Below are 17,016 nucleotides of genomic sequence, written 5' to 3' on the forward strand. Positions count from 1 at the left end.
TTCTAGCAAGGTGTTTTACTGGTAGTTTATATGCCATTGCAGACTTCAGCGAAGCAGAGTGCAGTTTGGTGAAAATTTTTAGCAGGAGCCTAAGGTTCTAAAGAAAAGCTCCATTTCATTAATGACAAATAATTCACTAAGAAATTGGGCTTTTAATCAGAGCTTGCCTAGTCAAGCGGCTTAATGCGTTTAGCAACTAGACGTTTGGCTTCATTGTAATCATCCATTAAATCTTCATACAAAAAACTTTCATTATCATTGCGCACGTCCTTGGCATGAGCACTAGCTAATTTCTGAAAGCGCCTGCCTAGAGCCTCCTCGTCGGCATCAATTGCTAAGCCAAACTTACTAAAGATGATTTTTAGTCTAGCGCGTTCTTCGCGGTTAAGTCCGAAATTGACCTTATCTAGATCGAGTTGCATTTCCTGGTATCTTCGCAAAGAAACTAGAGCTGATAAAAATAAAAACAAGCACATCGCGCAAAGCATTAAAACCGGCTCTGAAGGCATTCCATATGTATTAGAACTGAGCCCTCGGCCGTCCGCAGTTAGTTGGGAACGTTCTAAGAAACGATTGCGCTGGTCGATCTCGCCCGAGTAATAGCGATAGGAAAGCTTGAGATAGCGATCAAATGCCTCAGTGTTGTTGCTACGAAAGGAATAGTCAGCAAGTGCAGAATAGAAGGCTGCGGTCTGCTCAGGATAGCGTCGACTGATGCTTTTGACAAAATCATGCACAGTGGCATCATTTTCAAGGCTACTTAAATCACTAAGTGAGCTTACTTGTTGCAGGACTGTGCCAATCTTCTCCGTTAGTTTTTCATTCTGCGTCTCTAGAAAACAACTATGAGCAATCCATGTGAGCGACTGGAGTGAATTGAGAGATTTGCTTTCCAGTCGGATGGCAATTAGTTCGGACTGAAATTTCTGTAAAAAAGCAGAAAATATATTACGTTGCTGATAGAAGTTCTTACAACTACAGTTCTTAGGAAAAAGATCTGCACTTAAAATCGACTCGCACTCAATTGCAGAATTGATTAAATTATGCACACTTGGTGATAAAGCAGAATCTGCACTGACTGTTTGACGGATGGCTCTTAAGACTTCGAGTGTTTTTACATGATCGCTCGGATCGAGCAGGGCTCTTAAATCCTGCTCTCGATACTCTGAATCATGAGCAATAATTAAATTACGTAATTTGATTCTATACTCTGAGTTGCCAGACTGGATTTCCGGCCAAAGTGCCCGTAGTAAGCCCTGTGAGAGTAAGGGCGCTCTAAATAATGCCTCTGGCAGCAGTTGCTCATAGAGTTCAACGATTTTTTTAACTCGCGTAATCAGCACCAGCTGATTTGCCTCAGTCTGAGTAAGGATTTGTAAAATTCTCGAGGCTTTCTCGTCACTCACGCGCTCACTCGTGAGATAATTCATAAGTTCAGATGCATTAAGTGCAGTAGGTTCGTTTGTCTGCAGTAAAATTTCAATTGCCTCATCGCACCAAATTTTCTTACGCACGCCTTCGACAGGTATCTCGCAGGATAGATCGCCGTTATTCAGGCAATCCTGACAGTTAAATTTAATCCCCTTAATCGTCAGAGTTGTGTCAGCTTGAGCAGCTCGGCTACAAAAAATAAAATTGAGCAGAGCGCAGCAGAAAATGACTAGAGGTTTGCTTGGCATCGTTCTGAACATTAACTTTTTACCCTTTCTACTACAAGCAAAACACCTTGGCTCTCTAGTAAATACAGTCCATAGAGTGCAGAGATGCTAAAAATGCCTTGATCTTTAACAATAAAGTCAAGTAAGTTATTGGCTTCAAACCCCTTCAGATAACAAATTAACTTGCGATCTTTAACGATAAAATGATCAAGCATTATGTCACGTCGTTTTAAGTAGTCCGCGATTAGTGTAGCCGCAAAATTAATTTTTTGATCAGCGCTAGGCTTAGGATCTCCAGACCCTAGTGATTTAAGATAGTCCAAATTTGCAACTATTTTGCTAAGGCTTGCGCGGGCGTCTGAAAAATCCTCCTGCGAGAGTTCCATTCCGGCAGCAGCATCATTTAGCGTCTGCTGGGCTACTCCCAATGGACTACGCAGGCTGTGCGAAATGCGTTCAAAGATTTGTTGTAAATAATCCATCTTATTGACTTACTTCCACAGTGCGTTTTTTCATGATTTCTCGGGCACGATTATAGTGTTGAGTGAGTTCGCTAAATTCGTGCGTCTTATTGCCTAGTTGCTTTGGGGCATGCTGCTTAGTGTCAGGGTGTTCCAAACGTGCAAGTTGATGGTACTTGCGTTTGAGTTCAACTTCAGAGGCATATGCCGGCAAGCGAAAATAAGAAAGTGCGATGCGAAGTTCCATTCTGTCATCTGCGCTGAGCAGTGCGTTGATTGATTCACGCTCAAAATTTTCGGTGTCGATCCGTTTTTTAATCATTGCGCCAAGTAGCCCAATTAAGGTGAGGAGCACGGGGAATAAATAAAATGCGCTGGGAACTACTTCTGCAATTTGCTCAATTAGATCCTTCTTGTCGTAGACTTCACGAATTTTGGTGATTAATTCTAGGCGTGAAGCGATATCTGCAGGATATAAAATAAATGAGTCATTGATCAGTCGGTCACACTCGGCACGATTGCCGGCTGCAAGGAATTGCTCGGCGCGGGCGATATAATAGCGCGCAACGTCCTCGGGAAAGCTGCCTGAAAGTTTTACAATTAATTGATTAATTTCCGGAGTGTTGGGAACTGCGCCAATACCCGTTGGAGTCGCTACAATACTGAGTGCTTTTTGTGTGGCCTCAGCGATGCGATCAAATGGAAAACGTAAAAAACTACTCTCGGCGACCCATTGCAGTAATTGCGGAGCAGGAAGTTTCTTTGTCTCAATACGCTTGAGAAGCATTTCAAGTTGAAGTTGCCGTAAGAACTTCCGTGCCTCTTGTGGTTGTTGCATGATCGCAGCTTCATTGCATGCTACTGGAAACTTCTCTGTTTCCAGAATTTCTCGGCAATTACGGATCTGGTTTAGGATTCCTGAGGCAAAGGGCGACTTAATTTGTGCCAACTCCTCTTCAGCCTTGTCGTATTCATGGGCATTCAGTAGGCCGATAATATCGCGGTCACGCCCAACTGGGTCACGTTCAATAATTGCTCGCCTCATTTTGGCACGCACGAGTGATTCGCCACTGCGCACATAGGGCCAGAGAGCTTTTAAAAAATTAGTATCAATCGTTTGAGTGTTTTCTAGACTTGCACTGATTTGGTCTTCGTAAATTGATAGTAAACGCTTAATTGAATCGGTCACAGACTTGGCGCCAAGCTCAGTAATTAGTAACTTCGTAATTACTGCTTGAGCTCGACTACTTTCGACTTTTGCGCCTAGTAAATAATTTTTTAGTTGATCAACTTTGAGTTGCTCGATTGGCGTAGCGGAGAGCAATTTATCAAAGGCTTCATTGCAGCTTAACGCCCAGGCTTCACCGTTGAGGTTGATTTCACAGGAAAAAGTATCCTTATTGCGGCAGTTCGCGCAGGGAAAATCCACACCATTAATATTAATCAATTCCTCAGCAACTAAGTCGTTTGCGGGCATTCCCAGTGCAAAAAAGCTAAGTATTAACAAACTGCGTAAAAAATATTTAGTTCCCATGTGGGTCTGCCTTTTTCTTAATCAGATCAATTGCACGGTGCAGATCTGTTGTAAGTTTATGAAAAGATTCTACTGTGGATCCCGGGTGGGTTGCATCGGATTGGATTTGCTTGGCAAGAATTTTAAAACGCTCCCAAAGTTGTAATTCAGTTGCATCCTCAGGTAACGCAAATTTCTTGAGTAAGTTATGGAGTTCAGAGCTTTCGCCATGCACCAACGAATGCGGGCGTTGTTTGCGGTGGCGTTTTTCTTTATGCTTGCGTACAATGATATGAATGACCAGGAACAAAACTAGCGCTATCAGTAGCGGTACCCAGTAAAATTCAGCCAGTAAGTCAAAAAATTTATCAATTGCAGGTTTGTTTGCATCGGGTAGGGCGACACTTTTCAGTAGGGTGTTTCGTTCTGCAATTTCTAGAGGGTAAATCAAATATGACTCATTCAGATAACGCTCAACCCCACCAGGATCATTTTTATTTGAAGCGGCTTTGGCCATTGCTGCGTAAAGCAACGCTACGTCTTCAGGGTAAAGGGAAGAAATGCGCGTCAACGCATGTTTTACGTTTCTGGTGAGTTTGAAAATATTTAAATCCGAGGCATTTTTGGCTTGCGCAATTTTGTCGCGTAGTACACTCGATACCCTACCAATTGGGAAGACCAAATAGCTGCTGTTGGCAATCAATTGGATCGCTTTGGTGGCAGACAGATCGTCGGTCATGACGCGTTTTAGTAGAAACTCTAGCTGTATACCACGTAGGAATTTACGGCTAAACTCAGGAAATTTTTGGATTTCAATTTCACTACATTCAAGTGGGAATTTATCTGCAGTTAATAGTGGTTCGCAGCGGGTGATAAAATTTAATATTTTAAAACCAAAACTGCAGACTGGATTGTTACGAAAGCGCTGATCTGTGCAGAGCGACTTAACTTCCGCTGTGACCTGCAGTGGATTTGTGGCGTCAAGTAGGCTGAGTAAGTCTACCTCGCGATTATCTGTGTCACGTTGCAGGACTAAGCGACGTAGAATTTTTTGATATTCAGAACGACCCGAACTGACTTGGTTCCAAAGCGCTCTTAGCACCGTCCGGCTTGGTGGCGGTTCAAGTCCATTGATTACTTCAGAAAGAGGGCGCTCGAATTTTTCCACAATTAGCTTCATCGAGTTAGCCAAATTCTGCGATTCGCTTTCGCTCTGCAGCAGCTTAGTAAGTATTAATTTAGCTCGAGTGTCTGAAATTTGTGAGGAGAGGGCGTAAATGCGTAGCTGTGAGAGGCTAATTTCGCTGCCCGCTGTCGACTCAAGTAGATAATCAAAGAGGTCTTCGCAGGATTTCTTTTCGACTTGTCCATTTAGAAAGATGCTGCAGGTAAGTCCATCATGAAGATCGCACCCACTGGGGCAGGGAAAATTAATGCCATTAAGCGAGATCGACTTTTGGAAGTTTGCAGCTGAATGAAGTCCCCGATCTGTTTGAATCGGCACCTCTGGGGCCTGTCCAGGAGTGGCAACGATAGTTCCTCCGGTAGCAAGTTCTTGATTACTAGTAGTGCGAGGATTTTCTAAGGGGACAAAGTTTTTTTCTTGAGCGTACGCAACAACGACCCCGAATAGGCCGATAATATAGAGGGGAAGGGAATAACTTAAAGTTCTTAACTTTCTCATGCAGGACAAGGTGTTAGCACAGCTAAAGCAGATTGACACATGAATTTTGCCAGCTTTGCTTGATCTTTTTCTGATAAGAGTATAGATACAATTCGCCAATTAGGTCAGTAGCTATCATGCACGTGGGGCCTGGGGCGGAGCTAGATTTCCGGCGGAATATTGATATAAGTCGGAGGGATGGAGTGCAAATGAGGATTGCCTGCGTAGATAAAACAGCAGCTGACCGCCTAGCCTTGGAGCAGTTTTTTGATGCTGCTTTCGAGCGTTGCCGAAACTCAATCGGCCACTTAACGGTTGGACGTTGCTACCCTGCCTCTCGCGAGGAAGTACTATTGAATAGTGCTCCTGATATCGTGGCAATCGGTCCACAGCTTTCCGTTGAAGAAGTTCAAACATTTGCCACAGAATTTCGTAAATCATTTCCTACAGCCGCAATCTTTGTCATTCTCAAGCAAGAAAATTACTCACTTCGTGCCCTCAAGCGTCTTGAGGCAGTCTCTGCGGAGGTCTTTTCCGTTGATGACTCACCTGTGCGCATTATTCACGCGGTCTCTGTCGTTGAAACAACAAAATCTAATGCCTCGCTTGGAAAAATTGTAACAATCCATGGCGTAAAGGGCGGAGTAGGCTCGACCACGATAACTGCAGCCCTGGCACATGCTGCTCAAGCCTTGGGGAAAAAGCCACTCGTGCTGGACCTGTCACTCAGCGGCTCTCTGGCGCATTACCTGAACGCCGACAAGTCTCAGTCTGCTGACTATGCAGCACTCTTAATAGATTTTCTCTATCCAGACGATCAACTTGCAAAGCGACTGATCACAACTGCGCCAAACGGAATTGACCTAGTGATGCAACCTGCTGGTGGCACGGATGTGCGTGAGTATTGGCTGCGCGATCAAAGACGTTTTGAGCTCACGCTTAACTTATTAGAGTATTATCAAAGCGTTTATGACGTAGTTTTAATTGATACTTCGCGCATTGAAGGAGTTTTATATTTTGCCCTAACAACGCGGGCGGATGTGCGTTTACTTGTGACTTCAAATGAGGCCGCCTCAGTGCACTTACTGAGCACAGCTTTGACTACTGTTGCTGACTATCCTGGACAAGGCAAAATTAAAATTATCATGAACATGCTGCAAGAGCGCGGCTTAACTCGGGACGACATCTTGGATTTCTTGTTTGTGAATGATGCCTTCGAGGAGCAGATGACTTCAGTTGGGACTTTGCCATTTGATCTCAAGTCTAGAAATTGGATTGGTACGGGAAATACTTTTTACACTGAGGCTTCAAAACACACTCAAGATCTATTAGAACGTGCATTAGCAGATTTAATCGAACTAAAATTAGATCGCCCATCTTTAGCTGAGAACGCAGTCAAGAAGTTTGATTTTTCAAAACTCATTCCTGGCATTTGGAAGAAAGAAAGAATGGAGCGTAAAGGTTTGCCACTGCCACAAGCCAAACTGCCAGCTTCGACTGAAACTTTAGTTGGTGCTTCAAATAACAAAATCAAGCAATTACATCCGATTTTAATGCCGCTTGGTGAGTCAATTCAAGTTGAACATGTTTCGAATCACGGCCAAAGGGCATTTGTGAAAGTGCCTGAGGCTGCGCAGCTTACTGCTCAAGTTGCAGCAGAAGTTACTACGGAAAATTCCGTCGCGCCTACGCTAGATAATTTAGCTGATTTATATCAGGCCCCAGAAATTCAGGAAGTAAGTGAGATCATCGGTAATGTTGCAGGAGGAGCTAAGTAAGATGCGTAGTTTTTTGACTACAAATTGTCGTGGCACTTTATCGCTTGAGCAAGTTTTACTTATTTCTGGCGTAGGCTTGGTCATTGCTGGGCTTACTTATTTCATGCAAGCAATGGGCAGCTACGCAGAAAGATATAACGATAGTTACACAACCAGCAGTGGAAGTGGAAATTGATTTTTTATTAACAACCAAGGAGGAAAACAAAATGAAACGTAATAGAAAAAATGAAAGAGGAAGTTTGTCGCTTGAGCATGTGTTGTTTATTGCGGCAATTGTAGTAATCGGCGGGGTTATATCACAGTTTTTCGGCGCGATCGGAACTTTCTTCACTGAAGCGACTGAGTTCGTAGGAGGGCATAATGGTAATCCTGGCACTAGTACTTCGTCTTCCGGAACATCGTCGAGTTCGGGAACTGGTGGTTGATCGCTAGTGATTAAGCTCTAAAAATGGAGGATTTAAGCTGTGAAAACAAATAAACGCCCGAAGAAATTACGATCACGCACATCTACTATGGTGCCTGTGGCCGTTGCACTAATGTGCCTCTCTGGCGGGATGGTTTACATGGCAATGAAAAAAACAAACCCTCCTTTGGCTGTTACAAAAGAACCACCACAAGTGCTCTCAACTGAGGACACTGTGGTGGTTCCTACTCCGGAACGGCCAATTGCTCGCGGAGAAAAGCTTAGTGACGTAAAATTCTCTTACACTAAGTGGCCCAAAAGCAAACTCACCGGGGACTATGTAATCGACATTAATTCTTTCGGTGACGCAGTCGCACTTGCTCAGCTCCCAGAATATCTACCAATCCCGGTTAGCGCTGTGAGTAAAGGTGCAATCGACATGAACGCAGTCGTCGAAGGCATTCCTGAAGGAATGCGTGCAATCACAGTACGCGTCGATGCTGAGTCTGCCGTTGAAGGCTGGGCCAGATCGGGAAATTTCGTCGATGTGATCCTCATTCGCGGTGGAAACGATGGACTCGAAGCTAAAGTTATTGCCGAGAATGTGCGAATCTTATCGGCAGAACGCCAGGCAAAACCTGTAAACTCAGGAGCGACCGCCCCCGAAGCCCCGCGAACCGTAACACTGCTGACAACTCAAGAAGACGCCCTAAAGATTAAAGCCTCCTCGAATATTGGGAAATTAACCTTCGCGCTACGCGGGGAAGGGGATGCGGAACCAACAGCCATCACCGGGCTTTCTCAAAAAAATCTCCTCGGTGAAGCGCCAAATACACGCGCCGTGTCGGACTTGGTTAAAGGTTACGCCAAGGATTCTACGGGAAAAGTGTATCTTTTAAATGATAAGTCACGCTGGCTACGTGCTGCAGATGCAGAAAAAAGCCCTTTTGCAGCAGTAAGTAAGCCAGAAACGAATAGCGCAGAAAAAAGTAATACTGTGCAAAATAACACCGAGAAAAGTAATATCGAAAAGCCCGCGCACGAGGCATCTGCTCTCAATACCCTTTCACGTGCTCAACTCGAGCAAGACAAAATCAAAGCTAGCGAGGCCAAGTCAGATGAAAGAAACACTATCAACTGATGAAATTCTAAAACGCTATTTCGGTTCAACTGAGCAAGTTGCAGCAACACTGAAAACTGCCCCAGTCGATCTTAAAACAGAAGCTAACGAAAGACCAAATCCTGGCCCAGAAAAATCTAATGACCTGACACCGACAGGTAAATTTATTGTGCGTGAAGCCAAGCGTCGCTTAGGTGAGCAGTCAGCATTCGGATCAAAAAAAGCACTCGATGAAACTGAGCTTTTAAGACTGGTGCAGACAATTGAAACAACAAGCGGTGACGAATTACACGAGCGCGAACGCACAGCTGTTGTCGCGGCACTTAGTGCCTCACTCGATCACTACGATATTATTAGCCCCCTAATTCAAAACCCAGAAGTAAACGATATTATCATCCGCAACTGGCGTGATATTAGTATTCAAAGTGGTCGTCGTAATATTCAAACTGATTTACGCTTTCCCGATGAAATTTCTTATAAGTCATTTGTGGAAAATCTACTTAAGCGCTGCGGCAAATCTTGCACCACAGCAACTCCCGTAGTCGATGCGGCAATTGACCCGCATGTGCGAGCCTGCGTAACCCATGAATCCTTTTCACCGCCTGGCTCTGGACCGATGATGACCTTGCGTATCGCGCGTCACCGCGCGATTTCACTTGATGCCTTAGTGCAGTACGGCCTTGCCCCGCGGGTGATTCTTGAATACCTAGCGACAATTGCGCACTCAGGCGATGCGACAATTTTAATTGCCGGAGAAGTTGGTTCGGGAAAAACAACGCTGATTAAAGCCCTGACTTCAAGGATTGATGTTAACGAAGCGATTTTAGTGATCGAAGACACGCATGAACTTGTACTTGAAAGAAAATTTGTGCGCACACTCTTAACTCGTGAAGCAAATACCGAAGGGGCGGGGAGAATATCACCAGCGCAAGCGATTCGCACAGGTATGCGTATGGCAATGAACCGCGTGATTCTCGGAGAAATGCGCGATGCTGAGGCGGCTGAAGCATTTATTGACGTTTGTGCCTCGGGCCATGCTGGGATGTCGACAATTCACGCACGCAGTGCGCGTGACGCGATTTATCGTCTTGAAATATTTCTCGCACGGGCGCAAGGAAATGTCACAATTGAGACAATTCGTCGACAGATCGCAAACGCAATTTCGGTGATTGTTTTTATTAATGTCGACCCTAAAACTTCAAAGCGTCGCATCTATGAAGTGCTTGAAGTTGGCACTTCCTCTGATGGCGCAGTACAAGTATCACCAATGTTTTCTTTTAAAGGTATTAAGGGGCAAGAAGACAACCCACGCTGGAAAAGAGATTCCGGAATTTCTAAGTTTCAGGACTTACTTAAGACGGAAGATCTACAAATTGGCTTAGGTGGGGAAACTATTGACCTTGATACGGAAATGTAAATTCAAATTAAGACCATGGCAGTTGCAAAATTAAACACAACAAAGCTTGCTAACTTCTTTCGTCCGGAAAGGCGTGTGGCACTTGAGCGCATGGTTGCACTTAAAGATACGCAAAATTCAAACCCGGCAGTCAAGCCTGTAGTGCTAGTTAAGGATAAAGCAAACGAAAGCGCAGAGCCTCTGCGTGAAGAAATCCCCGACCGGGGCCTTAAGCTTAGTCTTTATCAAGCCAAATTATCGATTAACCCTCTGGCTTTTAGATCTCTGGCGGCGCTTATAGCTGCTGTTGTTGTGTTTTTTACAAGTAAAATTTTATCATTTTATGTAATTCCTTTGATCGCCTACGGGGCATATACTTTGCCTTTTTCTTACTTAAGAAACCGCGCGCAAAAGCGTGCTGCTCAGTTCAACGAAGATTATCCCACAGTATTAATGGCGATGGCGTCAAGTCTAAAAGTGGGGATGAATCCCTATATGGCTTTGGAACGCGCTGTAAAGCTTTTACAAAAGACAAGCCCAATTCGTGTTGAAGTGGAAAGGCTTTTACTTGAGCTGCGTAAAGGTACGTCCCGCGAAGAAGCAGTTCGCTATTTTGCTGCAGACATTGCACTACCTGATTTAGATCTCTTTCGTGCTGCGTTTTTACTAGTGCTTGAGAATGGTGGACGCTTTGCGCCAACTTTACAGCGCCTAGCTCAAGTCAGCCGCGACAGGGAGACCTTAACTTCAAGTGCATTAGTCAGCACAACAACGATGCGTATGACTGCAAATATTTTGCTTTTAGTTACGCCCTTTGTCGTGGGCATGATTGCAGTACGCACCAAGGATTTCTGGGAGATTATTTTACATCACCCAGTTGCAAATGGCATGGCAACTGCGGGTGTTTTAATTATTATTGTCGGCTATGCAGCACTTAGACGGATGAGTGATTTTCGACCATGAATCTAAGTATAATCTTAATTGCCTTAGCTGTTGTTGCACTAATCGCAGCGGGCTTGATGATTGCTAACTCCCGGCGCGAGAAAATCCGTGCGCAAGTTTACGATTTGATTATCCGGGATTTAGAGGCGAAAAATGAAGACGATAGCCCGGTTGATTGGACTAAAACAAGCCAAGCTTTAAATACTCTCACTGATAAACTTGGTCAGGCAGGGTTTATTACTCCTGAGGATCGTGTCCGGGCAAAGAATTTAAAATATTGCTTTATTTTTATGCCTGCGCTCTCAGGTTTTACGCTTGGTGCTTTAAAGGGCTCAGTGCCACTTGCCTTTGGGCTGAGCTTACTTGGGCTTTATCTCGGATTAGTTGCCTGGGTTTTTTATTTAAAAAATCAAGTTAAGGATTTCCGCCGTGAGCTCATGTATCAGATCCCACTTGGTCTAGAGAGTATTATTCTTTTAGTTGAAGCGGGACTTGGAATTTTACCTGCGATGGAGCGTGTCGTGACACGGTCAAAATCAAGTTATGCGGGAAAGCACGAGAGTTTTAGTCGCATCCTAGCCTTAGTCTATGAACTTACAGCCCACGGCATGCCCTTTAGTATGGCCTTAGAAGCAGTTGCCAGTGCTACAAATATCAAGCTTTTACGACACGTCTTATTGCACCTTGATATTTCTGGGAGTGAAGGAGGGGAGTTGATTCCGTCGCTACGAAGTTTAAGTGACCATGCGCATACGGAGTGGCGCCTATCGGTTGAAAGGCGGGTGAAAAAACTGGAGAATTATGTGGTGTTTCCAGTTTTTGCCTCTGTGATTGGACTAATGATTTTAACTGCCGCGGTGCCGATTGTGCCGCTACTAAATCTCCGTCAGGAATTAAGTCAAAAACGCAGCATGGATAGCTCGCCGCTAAAGTAAAATATCTGCGGTGAAATGACTGAGGTAATATTTCAAATTATGCTCAAACGAAAAAATGTTAAATATAGTCAGATCGCAAGCCCTGGTTACTTGAGATCCCTCCTTCTCGGGCTTATTTATGTATTCAGTTGCTGAGGTTCGGGATGACGGGAGCTTACAAGCGAGGAATGAAGTCGAAAGATCTCCCAAAAAGGAAACTACGAATGAAATATAGAATTTTATCTATTCTTTTTCTGCTGACAAGTTGTACGGCAACTAGCCGTGAGTCGCTAACTAGCGCCCTCGGCATTACGTCAACTGCAACTCACAATGCATTAACACCGGCAGAGGAACAAAAGACTGTTAGCTTACCCGAGATCAATTGTGCAAACAATGAACGCGGCATCATAGTCTGCGAATTTGATTCACTCCGACCGCACATTGAATCAGTTGCTAAGACGCATGGACTAAACCCGCAAATCATTGAGGCAATTGTCAGAAAGGAAAGTGGCGGAAATCCTAAGGCGATTCGCCGGCATGGGTTTTTAAAGTCAAAATTTAAGCACTTAAATGCAAATGACCGTAAACTTGCTGATGCAAGTTTAGGTTTAGGTCAAATTCTTTATGGCTTTCACAAAACTAATTGTGAGCTGACAAAGCCCGAAGATCTTTTCGATCCCAAGACAAATCTAACTTGTCTAGCAAAGGTCTTAAGCGATTGTTACGCGCGTGCTAAACGTACTACAAATGCCACAAACACAGATCGCAGCGCCCTTAAGTGCTATAACGGTAGTTACGCTTATGCGGACTCAATTTTGCAGGCAATACGCTAATCTACGCCCGATAACTTTACTTATCGGGCGTAGATTAAGCCCAATTACGATCTCTCTTTAAATTGGGCAATATTTAATATCTCTATCACTCAGAGCCTAACTCAGCTAATCTCATGCGCTATTGAATTTAGCTTTATGTCTTCAGTTCTTGATTCCCCAGATATTTCAACTCTTAGTCTTCTCGACAAGACAATCTATCTGCTTGGAACAGCTCACGTAAGTCCTAAGAGTGTCGAACTTGTAGATCAAGCAATCCGTGAGCTTCGCCCAGACACTGTCGCTGTCGAGCTATGTAAGCCACGTCTTGATACGGTGCTCGACCCTGACCGCTGGAAAAAAACCGATATCATTAAAGTGATTAAGGAAGGTAAAATCTATGTGCTCATGGCGCAGCTTTTTCTTGCCTCCTATCAGAAAAAAATCGCTGAAAAAATTGGCATCAAGCCTGGAGATGAAATTCGTAAAGCACTCCTTGTAGCCGATGAACTAAAGATCCCGACTGCCGTAATTGACCGAGAAATCAAAGTCACATTACGGCGTGCCTGGGGAAAAATGACTTTTAGCTCCCTACTCAAATTACTTTTTGCCTCTATTTTCGAAGGTTCTAAGGCTAGCGAAGTCACCGAAGATGAAATTGAAAGAATCAAAGAAGAGTCAGAATTAAATAAGCTCACAGATGAATTTGCTCGCTATGTGCCAGACATTAAAGCCGTGCTGCTTGATGAACGGGACTCATATATGGTTGAGAAATTAGCAACTACACCTGGCCAGACCATTCTTGCAGTTGTCGGTGCAGCCCATGCTCCAGGAATGAAGAAAAAAATTGGAACGCGCTATAATCTTGCTGAGCTTGAAACGATCCCCTCGGGTGGATTTTGGACGTGGTTTTTCAAATGGGGTCTCCCCTTCCTACTGGTCTTCTTTTTTGTAATGGGTTTTTTCCAATCTGGGTCAGAACTAACCTTCAGAATGGCCCTAATCTGGGTCTTACTGAGTGGAGGGTTAGCAGCGCTTGGTGCAATTGTTTGCCTAGCGCATCCTTTTACAATCATTGCTGCATTTTTCTCAGCGCCGATTACCACTTTACACCCGATGCTTGCAGTTGGTTGGGTTTGTGGATTGATTGAAGCTGCCGTAAAAAAGCCACTAGTTTCCGACTTTGAAACAATCAGCGATGACTTAAATTCGTTTAGATCGTTTTTAAAAAACAGATTGGGTAGAATTATTGCAATCATGTTATTTACTAACTTAGGTGCTGCGGCTGGTGCGATGATTGGTATCGGTAAAGTTGCAGCCTTATTAAAGTGGTAGAAATCCTAGAGTAATTTCGATCATTCTATGGTCAAATTTCATGCATTCATCACGGGCCTTCCCGTTATCACGATTTTAATCTTATGCTGCTATGAGCTGTTTCGCCTAACGATTAAGCAAGACCGCAGTCCAACAGCCGCAACTTTAGTGCTTGGTAATTTCTATCTTTTAGGCTTAATTGTTTCCTATCTTTCAGGGCTAATTATGTTTCAGACCATGCCCGAACTAAGTTCTGAGCTAGTTGCACAAGTTGAAATCCACGAAACACGCGCGAAATTAACACTCTTAACTGCCCTCCCCTTTGTTGCGCTCTTTTATCAGCGCTTGAAATTGAGCCCAGACAAGCTTTCAGCTAGGATTTATTATTTATATCTCGCCGCACTTTTTTTCGTCCTGATCATGACTCTTCTAACTGGTCAACAGGGCGGCGCCCTTGTTTTTGATTATGCTGTTGGGGTGACTAAGAAATAAAATGCAAAGACGGCGCTAACTAAACAATTGCCATCTTGCCTTCGACTCGAGCCCTCGCTCTCAGGCCGAGAGGAGGGAATTGAATGCGAATATTATGAGCATTCAATGAGTTGAAAGATAACCAATGATGGTAACTGGCAGGGCGTGGTCTACCTAGCTAGTACCATGCAAATCTTGGGTTTTTGATGTTTTCTGTCTGAAGTCCAGATTCTCTTGATTTCGTGGCTCTGTATACAAGATGAATTATATGCATATAATAGTGCAAATAATAAATGAATGATTGCAATATGTTACAAATTCTAGTCATAATATTTGTAACAAACCTTGTATTCATGGCAATAAGTGACGCTACATGAGTGGTATTGGGTAGAAGGTTTGTAAAGTTTAAACGTTAATTTTTTAACAAACTTTGCACGGGAAATTAAGGCTTAGAGTCTTTGGGAGATTCGTGTGTACACATGTCTGCCAAAGACCCTGAGCCAAGGACGGTAACTCGTTTACAAGGATGGGGTTGGAGGAAAAAGTAGAAACAATGAATCTAATTGCACTAATCATGGCGATGAACATCGCTGTTGTCATCAGCGACTCTGGGGAAATTAAAGGTGATGCCTTGCTGACATCCGACATGATCAACTCAATGGTTGCTTCAAGCAATACAGGAGTGGGAGTTAAGTTTAAACTCCCCGAGGGCGACATTAAGCTTGAAGTTGCTTGCGTTTCCATTGATGGAGGCAGCCAAATCGAAGGCGCACCAAAGCGAGCCATAATCATTCGTGGCAATAACGGAACAATACTTCGTTATCAAGTCGAAGGCTCGGAACGACCGCTTGAGGCCACGCACATCGCTATCGTTGAGTCAGGATCAAACCAAGCGCGTTGGTCCTTCGAATCTGGCACACCAGAAGAATCGAAGCTATACGACATGCTATTGACCGAAGCTTGGGTGCCTGACTGGCAAGAAGCTGTCGTCGCCTAATCGTCCATCTGTCCAACCCGTGCAAAGTTACTAGTCAACAAAGACCAAGTTTTCAATGCACGGGTTTGGACCCCTACCACTCATCTCTATTTTCCCTGATTAAATTTTAATTTATTTTTCGAGATCCACTCGACACTACGCTAGCATAGCTTTAGAACCGCGCTAGCCTCTCTCCGCTTTCTTCACCCAAAGAACTTCAGGCACATTCTCAGACTTAAGTAAGAAACGTACAAGTATGAAAAGTAAATCACTTAAACGATTGAGGTATTGAATTGCCTCAAAACGAACTATCTCCCCAGAATCTAAGAGCGCTGTAACGGTCCGCTCAGCACGCCTCGTCACGACTCGGGCCAAATGCGCAGCATTTCCTGCGGGAGACCCGCCTGGAATAATAAAACTTGTAAGCTCAGTGAGCCCTGCACCGTAAAAATCACATAACTCTTCCAAGCGAGTGACATCTTTGGCATCAATCAAGGCCATGCCGGGAAAGGCTTGACTGGCTTGGCAGGCAAGTTCGGCACCTAAATCAAATAAATCGTGTTGAATTACTAAAAGCTCGGCGGCAAGTTTTTGCTGCTTTGTGGAAATTAAATCACGTAAGGCACCAACTGCGACATTGGCCTCATCAAGTTCCCCGTAAGCTGAAACTCGAAGATTTGCCTTAGAAGTCTCCTCTCCACCTACAAGACTTGTTTTTCCCTTGTCGCCTCGCTTGGTATATACGCGGTTAATCTTAAAGCCCATGATAATTGATTATTCTAGCGGAGCTTCAAATCCAAGTTGCTTAAGTTCTGTGCCAATAAGCTTAGCTGCGGTGGCATCACGCTGTGCAAGTTCCTTGGCAAGCTTGTCAATTCTACTGCGATCGACAGCGCTCACAGCAACTCGAGCAAGACTAATTAACGCTGGCGCTGAAGTAATACGCCCTTCACGAATCAATGACTCTAATACTCGCTTAGCCTCAGTATCATTATTCTCCTCGAGTAAGACCCGCCCGAGTAAGAGCGTAGCTTGCTCAGTTAAAAATCGATCCGGAGTTAGCTTATCAGCTATGCCGATTGGGCCAGTAACGCCAAAAGCTGTAGCAAGTGCTTCCTTTGCTGCAACGTAATCTTTCTTTTCTACTTTGGCACGAGCTGCATATAACTTCGCAGCTTGTGCATAGAAATGCTTTGTCGCCTGAGCACTTAAATTCTGCACACGTGATTCAAGCTCACTCATTGCCTTATCCTCTTCAGCTTTAGCCTCAGGGCTTGCTGGGGTCGAGCTTTTACTAATGAGTGCCTGAAAGCTCTCCTGAATTGACTGAAACTCTTCAGAAGACTTGGCGTGCTTTTTCTGAATTGCGGATCGATAAAGATCAACCACCCACATCAATGCCATTGCCACAACAAGTGCCATGACAAGTTGACGCCAGCTCTCAGCAAGAAATTGTGACAAATCCTTATTACTGCCCTCAACAAATTTAAGCCGCTCAGCAAGCTCCTTTAAACGCGCCTCGCTCTGTGCAGAGTCTGGGCTTGGTTCCGGTGCGGTAGAACTCTTAGTGATTGGTGTATTTGCTTGTGTATTCATCT

At 44.3% G+C, this 17,016-nt stretch carries 17 protein-coding genes; 11 read left to right on the top strand and 6 right to left on the bottom strand.

All coding sequences use genetic code 11. The features are described from left to right. Window positions 1–167: 167 nt before the first annotated feature. Genes JNK13_08340 through JNK13_08355 form a run of 4 tightly spaced genes read right to left on the bottom strand, consistent with a single transcriptional unit; the run spans window position 168 to window position 5,316 of the window. Window positions 168–1,679 (bottom strand): hypothetical protein, encoded by a 1,512-nt coding sequence (locus tag JNK13_08340; protein ID MBL7662746.1) that lies wholly within the window; start codon window positions 1,677–1,679, stop codon window positions 168–170. A gap of 11 nt (window positions 1,680–1,690) precedes the next feature. Next, on the bottom strand, window positions 1,691–2,140 hold the full coding sequence (locus JNK13_08345; protein MBL7662747.1) for a hypothetical protein: 450 nt from the start codon (window positions 2,138–2,140) through the stop codon (window positions 1,691–1,693). A 1-nt stretch (window position 2,141) separates the two neighbouring features. Further along, window positions 2,142–3,653 (bottom strand): hypothetical protein, encoded by a 1,512-nt coding sequence (locus JNK13_08350; GenBank protein MBL7662748.1) that lies wholly within the window; start codon window positions 3,651–3,653, stop codon window positions 2,142–2,144. Then, window positions 3,643–5,316: a hypothetical protein gene (locus JNK13_08355; protein ID MBL7662749.1), complete on the bottom strand. Its 1,674-nt coding sequence runs from the start codon at window positions 5,314–5,316 to the stop codon at window positions 3,643–3,645. Before JNK13_08355 ends, JNK13_08350 begins: the two co-directional genes overlap by 11 nt. 182 nt (window positions 5,317–5,498) lie before the next feature. Here JNK13_08355 and JNK13_08360 point away from each other — a divergent pair, with 182 nt between their 5' ends. The 11 genes from JNK13_08360 to JNK13_08410 all read left to right on the top strand — a co-directional run bounded on the left by JNK13_08360 (window position 5,499) and on the right by JNK13_08410 (window position 15,439). Next, window positions 5,499–7,073: an AAA family ATPase gene (locus JNK13_08360; protein MBL7662750.1), complete on the top strand. Its 1,575-nt coding sequence runs from the start codon at window positions 5,499–5,501 to the stop codon at window positions 7,071–7,073. 1 nt (window position 7,074) lies between these two features. Continuing rightward, complete coding sequence (locus JNK13_08365; protein MBL7662751.1) at window positions 7,075–7,248, top strand: hypothetical protein; 174 nt, start codon at window positions 7,075–7,077, stop codon at window positions 7,246–7,248. 31 nt (window positions 7,249–7,279) lie between these two features. After that, the gene (locus tag JNK13_08370; GenBank protein MBL7662752.1) at window positions 7,280–7,498 is read left to right on the top strand and encodes a hypothetical protein; all 219 of its coding nucleotides are present in this window, start codon (window positions 7,280–7,282) and stop codon (window positions 7,496–7,498) included. 39 nt (window positions 7,499–7,537) lie between these two features. Then, window positions 7,538–8,617, top strand: a complete 1,080-nt coding sequence (cpaB, locus tag JNK13_08375; protein ID MBL7662753.1) for a Flp pilus assembly protein CpaB — start codon at window positions 7,538–7,540, stop codon at window positions 8,615–8,617. Next, window positions 8,595–10,013 (top strand): CpaF family protein, encoded by a 1,419-nt coding sequence (locus JNK13_08380; GenBank protein MBL7662754.1) that lies wholly within the window; start codon window positions 8,595–8,597, stop codon window positions 10,011–10,013. Before cpaB ends, JNK13_08380 begins: the two co-directional genes overlap by 23 nt. Before the next feature lie 15 nt (window positions 10,014–10,028). Then, window positions 10,029–10,955 carry a type II secretion system F family protein gene (locus JNK13_08385; protein MBL7662755.1) on the top strand — a complete coding sequence of 309 codons (927 nt, stop codon included), beginning with the start codon at window positions 10,029–10,031 and terminating at the stop codon, window positions 10,953–10,955. Next, a complete protein-coding gene (locus JNK13_08390) occupies window positions 10,952–11,869 on the top strand; it encodes a type II secretion system F family protein (protein ID MBL7662756.1) in 918 nt (305 codons plus the stop codon). The genes JNK13_08385 and JNK13_08390 overlap by 4 nt, the downstream gene beginning before the upstream one ends. Before the next feature lie 203 nt (window positions 11,870–12,072). Further along, window positions 12,073–12,681, top strand: a complete 609-nt coding sequence (locus tag JNK13_08395) for a transglycosylase SLT domain-containing protein (protein ID MBL7662757.1) — start codon at window positions 12,073–12,075, stop codon at window positions 12,679–12,681. Between the two features lie 135 nt (window positions 12,682–12,816). Beyond that, on the top strand, window positions 12,817–13,992 hold the full coding sequence (locus JNK13_08400) for a TraB/GumN family protein (GenBank protein MBL7662758.1): 1,176 nt from the start codon (window positions 12,817–12,819) through the stop codon (window positions 13,990–13,992). A gap of 27 nt (window positions 13,993–14,019) precedes the next feature. Then, window positions 14,020–14,463, top strand: a complete 444-nt coding sequence (locus JNK13_08405) for a hypothetical protein (GenBank protein ID MBL7662759.1) — start codon at window positions 14,020–14,022, stop codon at window positions 14,461–14,463. Window positions 14,464–14,995: 532 nt separating this feature from the next. Next, a complete protein-coding gene (locus tag JNK13_08410; GenBank protein MBL7662760.1) occupies window positions 14,996–15,439 on the top strand; it encodes a hypothetical protein in 444 nt (147 codons plus the stop codon). 162 nt (window positions 15,440–15,601) lie between these two features. On the opposite strand, the gene JNK13_08415 is transcribed toward JNK13_08410, so the two are convergent. Both JNK13_08415 and JNK13_08420 read right to left on the bottom strand, forming a co-directional pair. Next, window positions 15,602–16,183 carry a cob(I)yrinic acid a,c-diamide adenosyltransferase gene (locus JNK13_08415; GenBank protein ID MBL7662761.1) on the bottom strand — a complete coding sequence of 194 codons (582 nt, stop codon included), beginning with the start codon at window positions 16,181–16,183 and terminating at the stop codon, window positions 15,602–15,604. Between the two features lie 9 nt (window positions 16,184–16,192). Continuing rightward, complete coding sequence (locus JNK13_08420) at window positions 16,193–17,014, bottom strand: tetratricopeptide repeat protein (protein MBL7662762.1); 822 nt, start codon at window positions 17,012–17,014, stop codon at window positions 16,193–16,195. Window positions 17,015–17,016: the final 2 nt, after the last annotated feature.

It is taken from the genome of bacterium (genome assembly GCA_016786595.1).
Classification (GTDB): Bacteria; Bdellovibrionota_C; UBA2361; order SZUA-149; family JAEUWB01; genus JAEUWB01.

Coding starts and splice junctions, on each gene's coding strand:
- JNK13_08370 (MBL7662752.1), top strand. CDS start 7,280: ATGAAACGTAATAGAAAAAATGAAAGAGGAAGTTTGTCGCTTGAGCAT.
- JNK13_08420 (MBL7662762.1), bottom strand. CDS start 17,014: ATGAATACACAAGCAAATACACCAATCACTAAGAGTTCTACCGCACCG.
- JNK13_08390 (MBL7662756.1), top strand. CDS start 10,952: ATGAATCTAAGTATAATCTTAATTGCCTTAGCTGTTGTTGCACTAATC.
- JNK13_08400 (MBL7662758.1), top strand. CDS start 12,817: ATGTCTTCAGTTCTTGATTCCCCAGATATTTCAACTCTTAGTCTTCTC.
- JNK13_08395 (MBL7662757.1), top strand. CDS start 12,073: ATGAAATATAGAATTTTATCTATTCTTTTTCTGCTGACAAGTTGTACG.
- JNK13_08350 (MBL7662748.1), bottom strand. CDS start 3,653: ATGGGAACTAAATATTTTTTACGCAGTTTGTTAATACTTAGCTTTTTT.
- JNK13_08410 (MBL7662760.1), top strand. CDS start 14,996: ATGAATCTAATTGCACTAATCATGGCGATGAACATCGCTGTTGTCATC.
- JNK13_08385 (MBL7662755.1), top strand. CDS start 10,029: ATGGCAGTTGCAAAATTAAACACAACAAAGCTTGCTAACTTCTTTCGT.
- JNK13_08340 (MBL7662746.1), bottom strand. CDS start 1,679: ATGCCAAGCAAACCTCTAGTCATTTTCTGCTGCGCTCTGCTCAATTTT.
- JNK13_08405 (MBL7662759.1), top strand. CDS start 14,020: ATGGTCAAATTTCATGCATTCATCACGGGCCTTCCCGTTATCACGATT.
- JNK13_08345 (MBL7662747.1), bottom strand. CDS start 2,140: ATGGATTATTTACAACAAATCTTTGAACGCATTTCGCACAGCCTGCGT.
- JNK13_08355 (MBL7662749.1), bottom strand. CDS start 5,316: ATGAGAAAGTTAAGAACTTTAAGTTATTCCCTTCCCCTCTATATTATC.
- JNK13_08415 (MBL7662761.1), bottom strand. CDS start 16,183: ATGGGCTTTAAGATTAACCGCGTATATACCAAGCGAGGCGACAAGGGA.
- JNK13_08380 (MBL7662754.1), top strand. CDS start 8,595: ATGAAAGAAACACTATCAACTGATGAAATTCTAAAACGCTATTTCGGT.
- JNK13_08365 (MBL7662751.1), top strand. CDS start 7,075: ATGCGTAGTTTTTTGACTACAAATTGTCGTGGCACTTTATCGCTTGAG.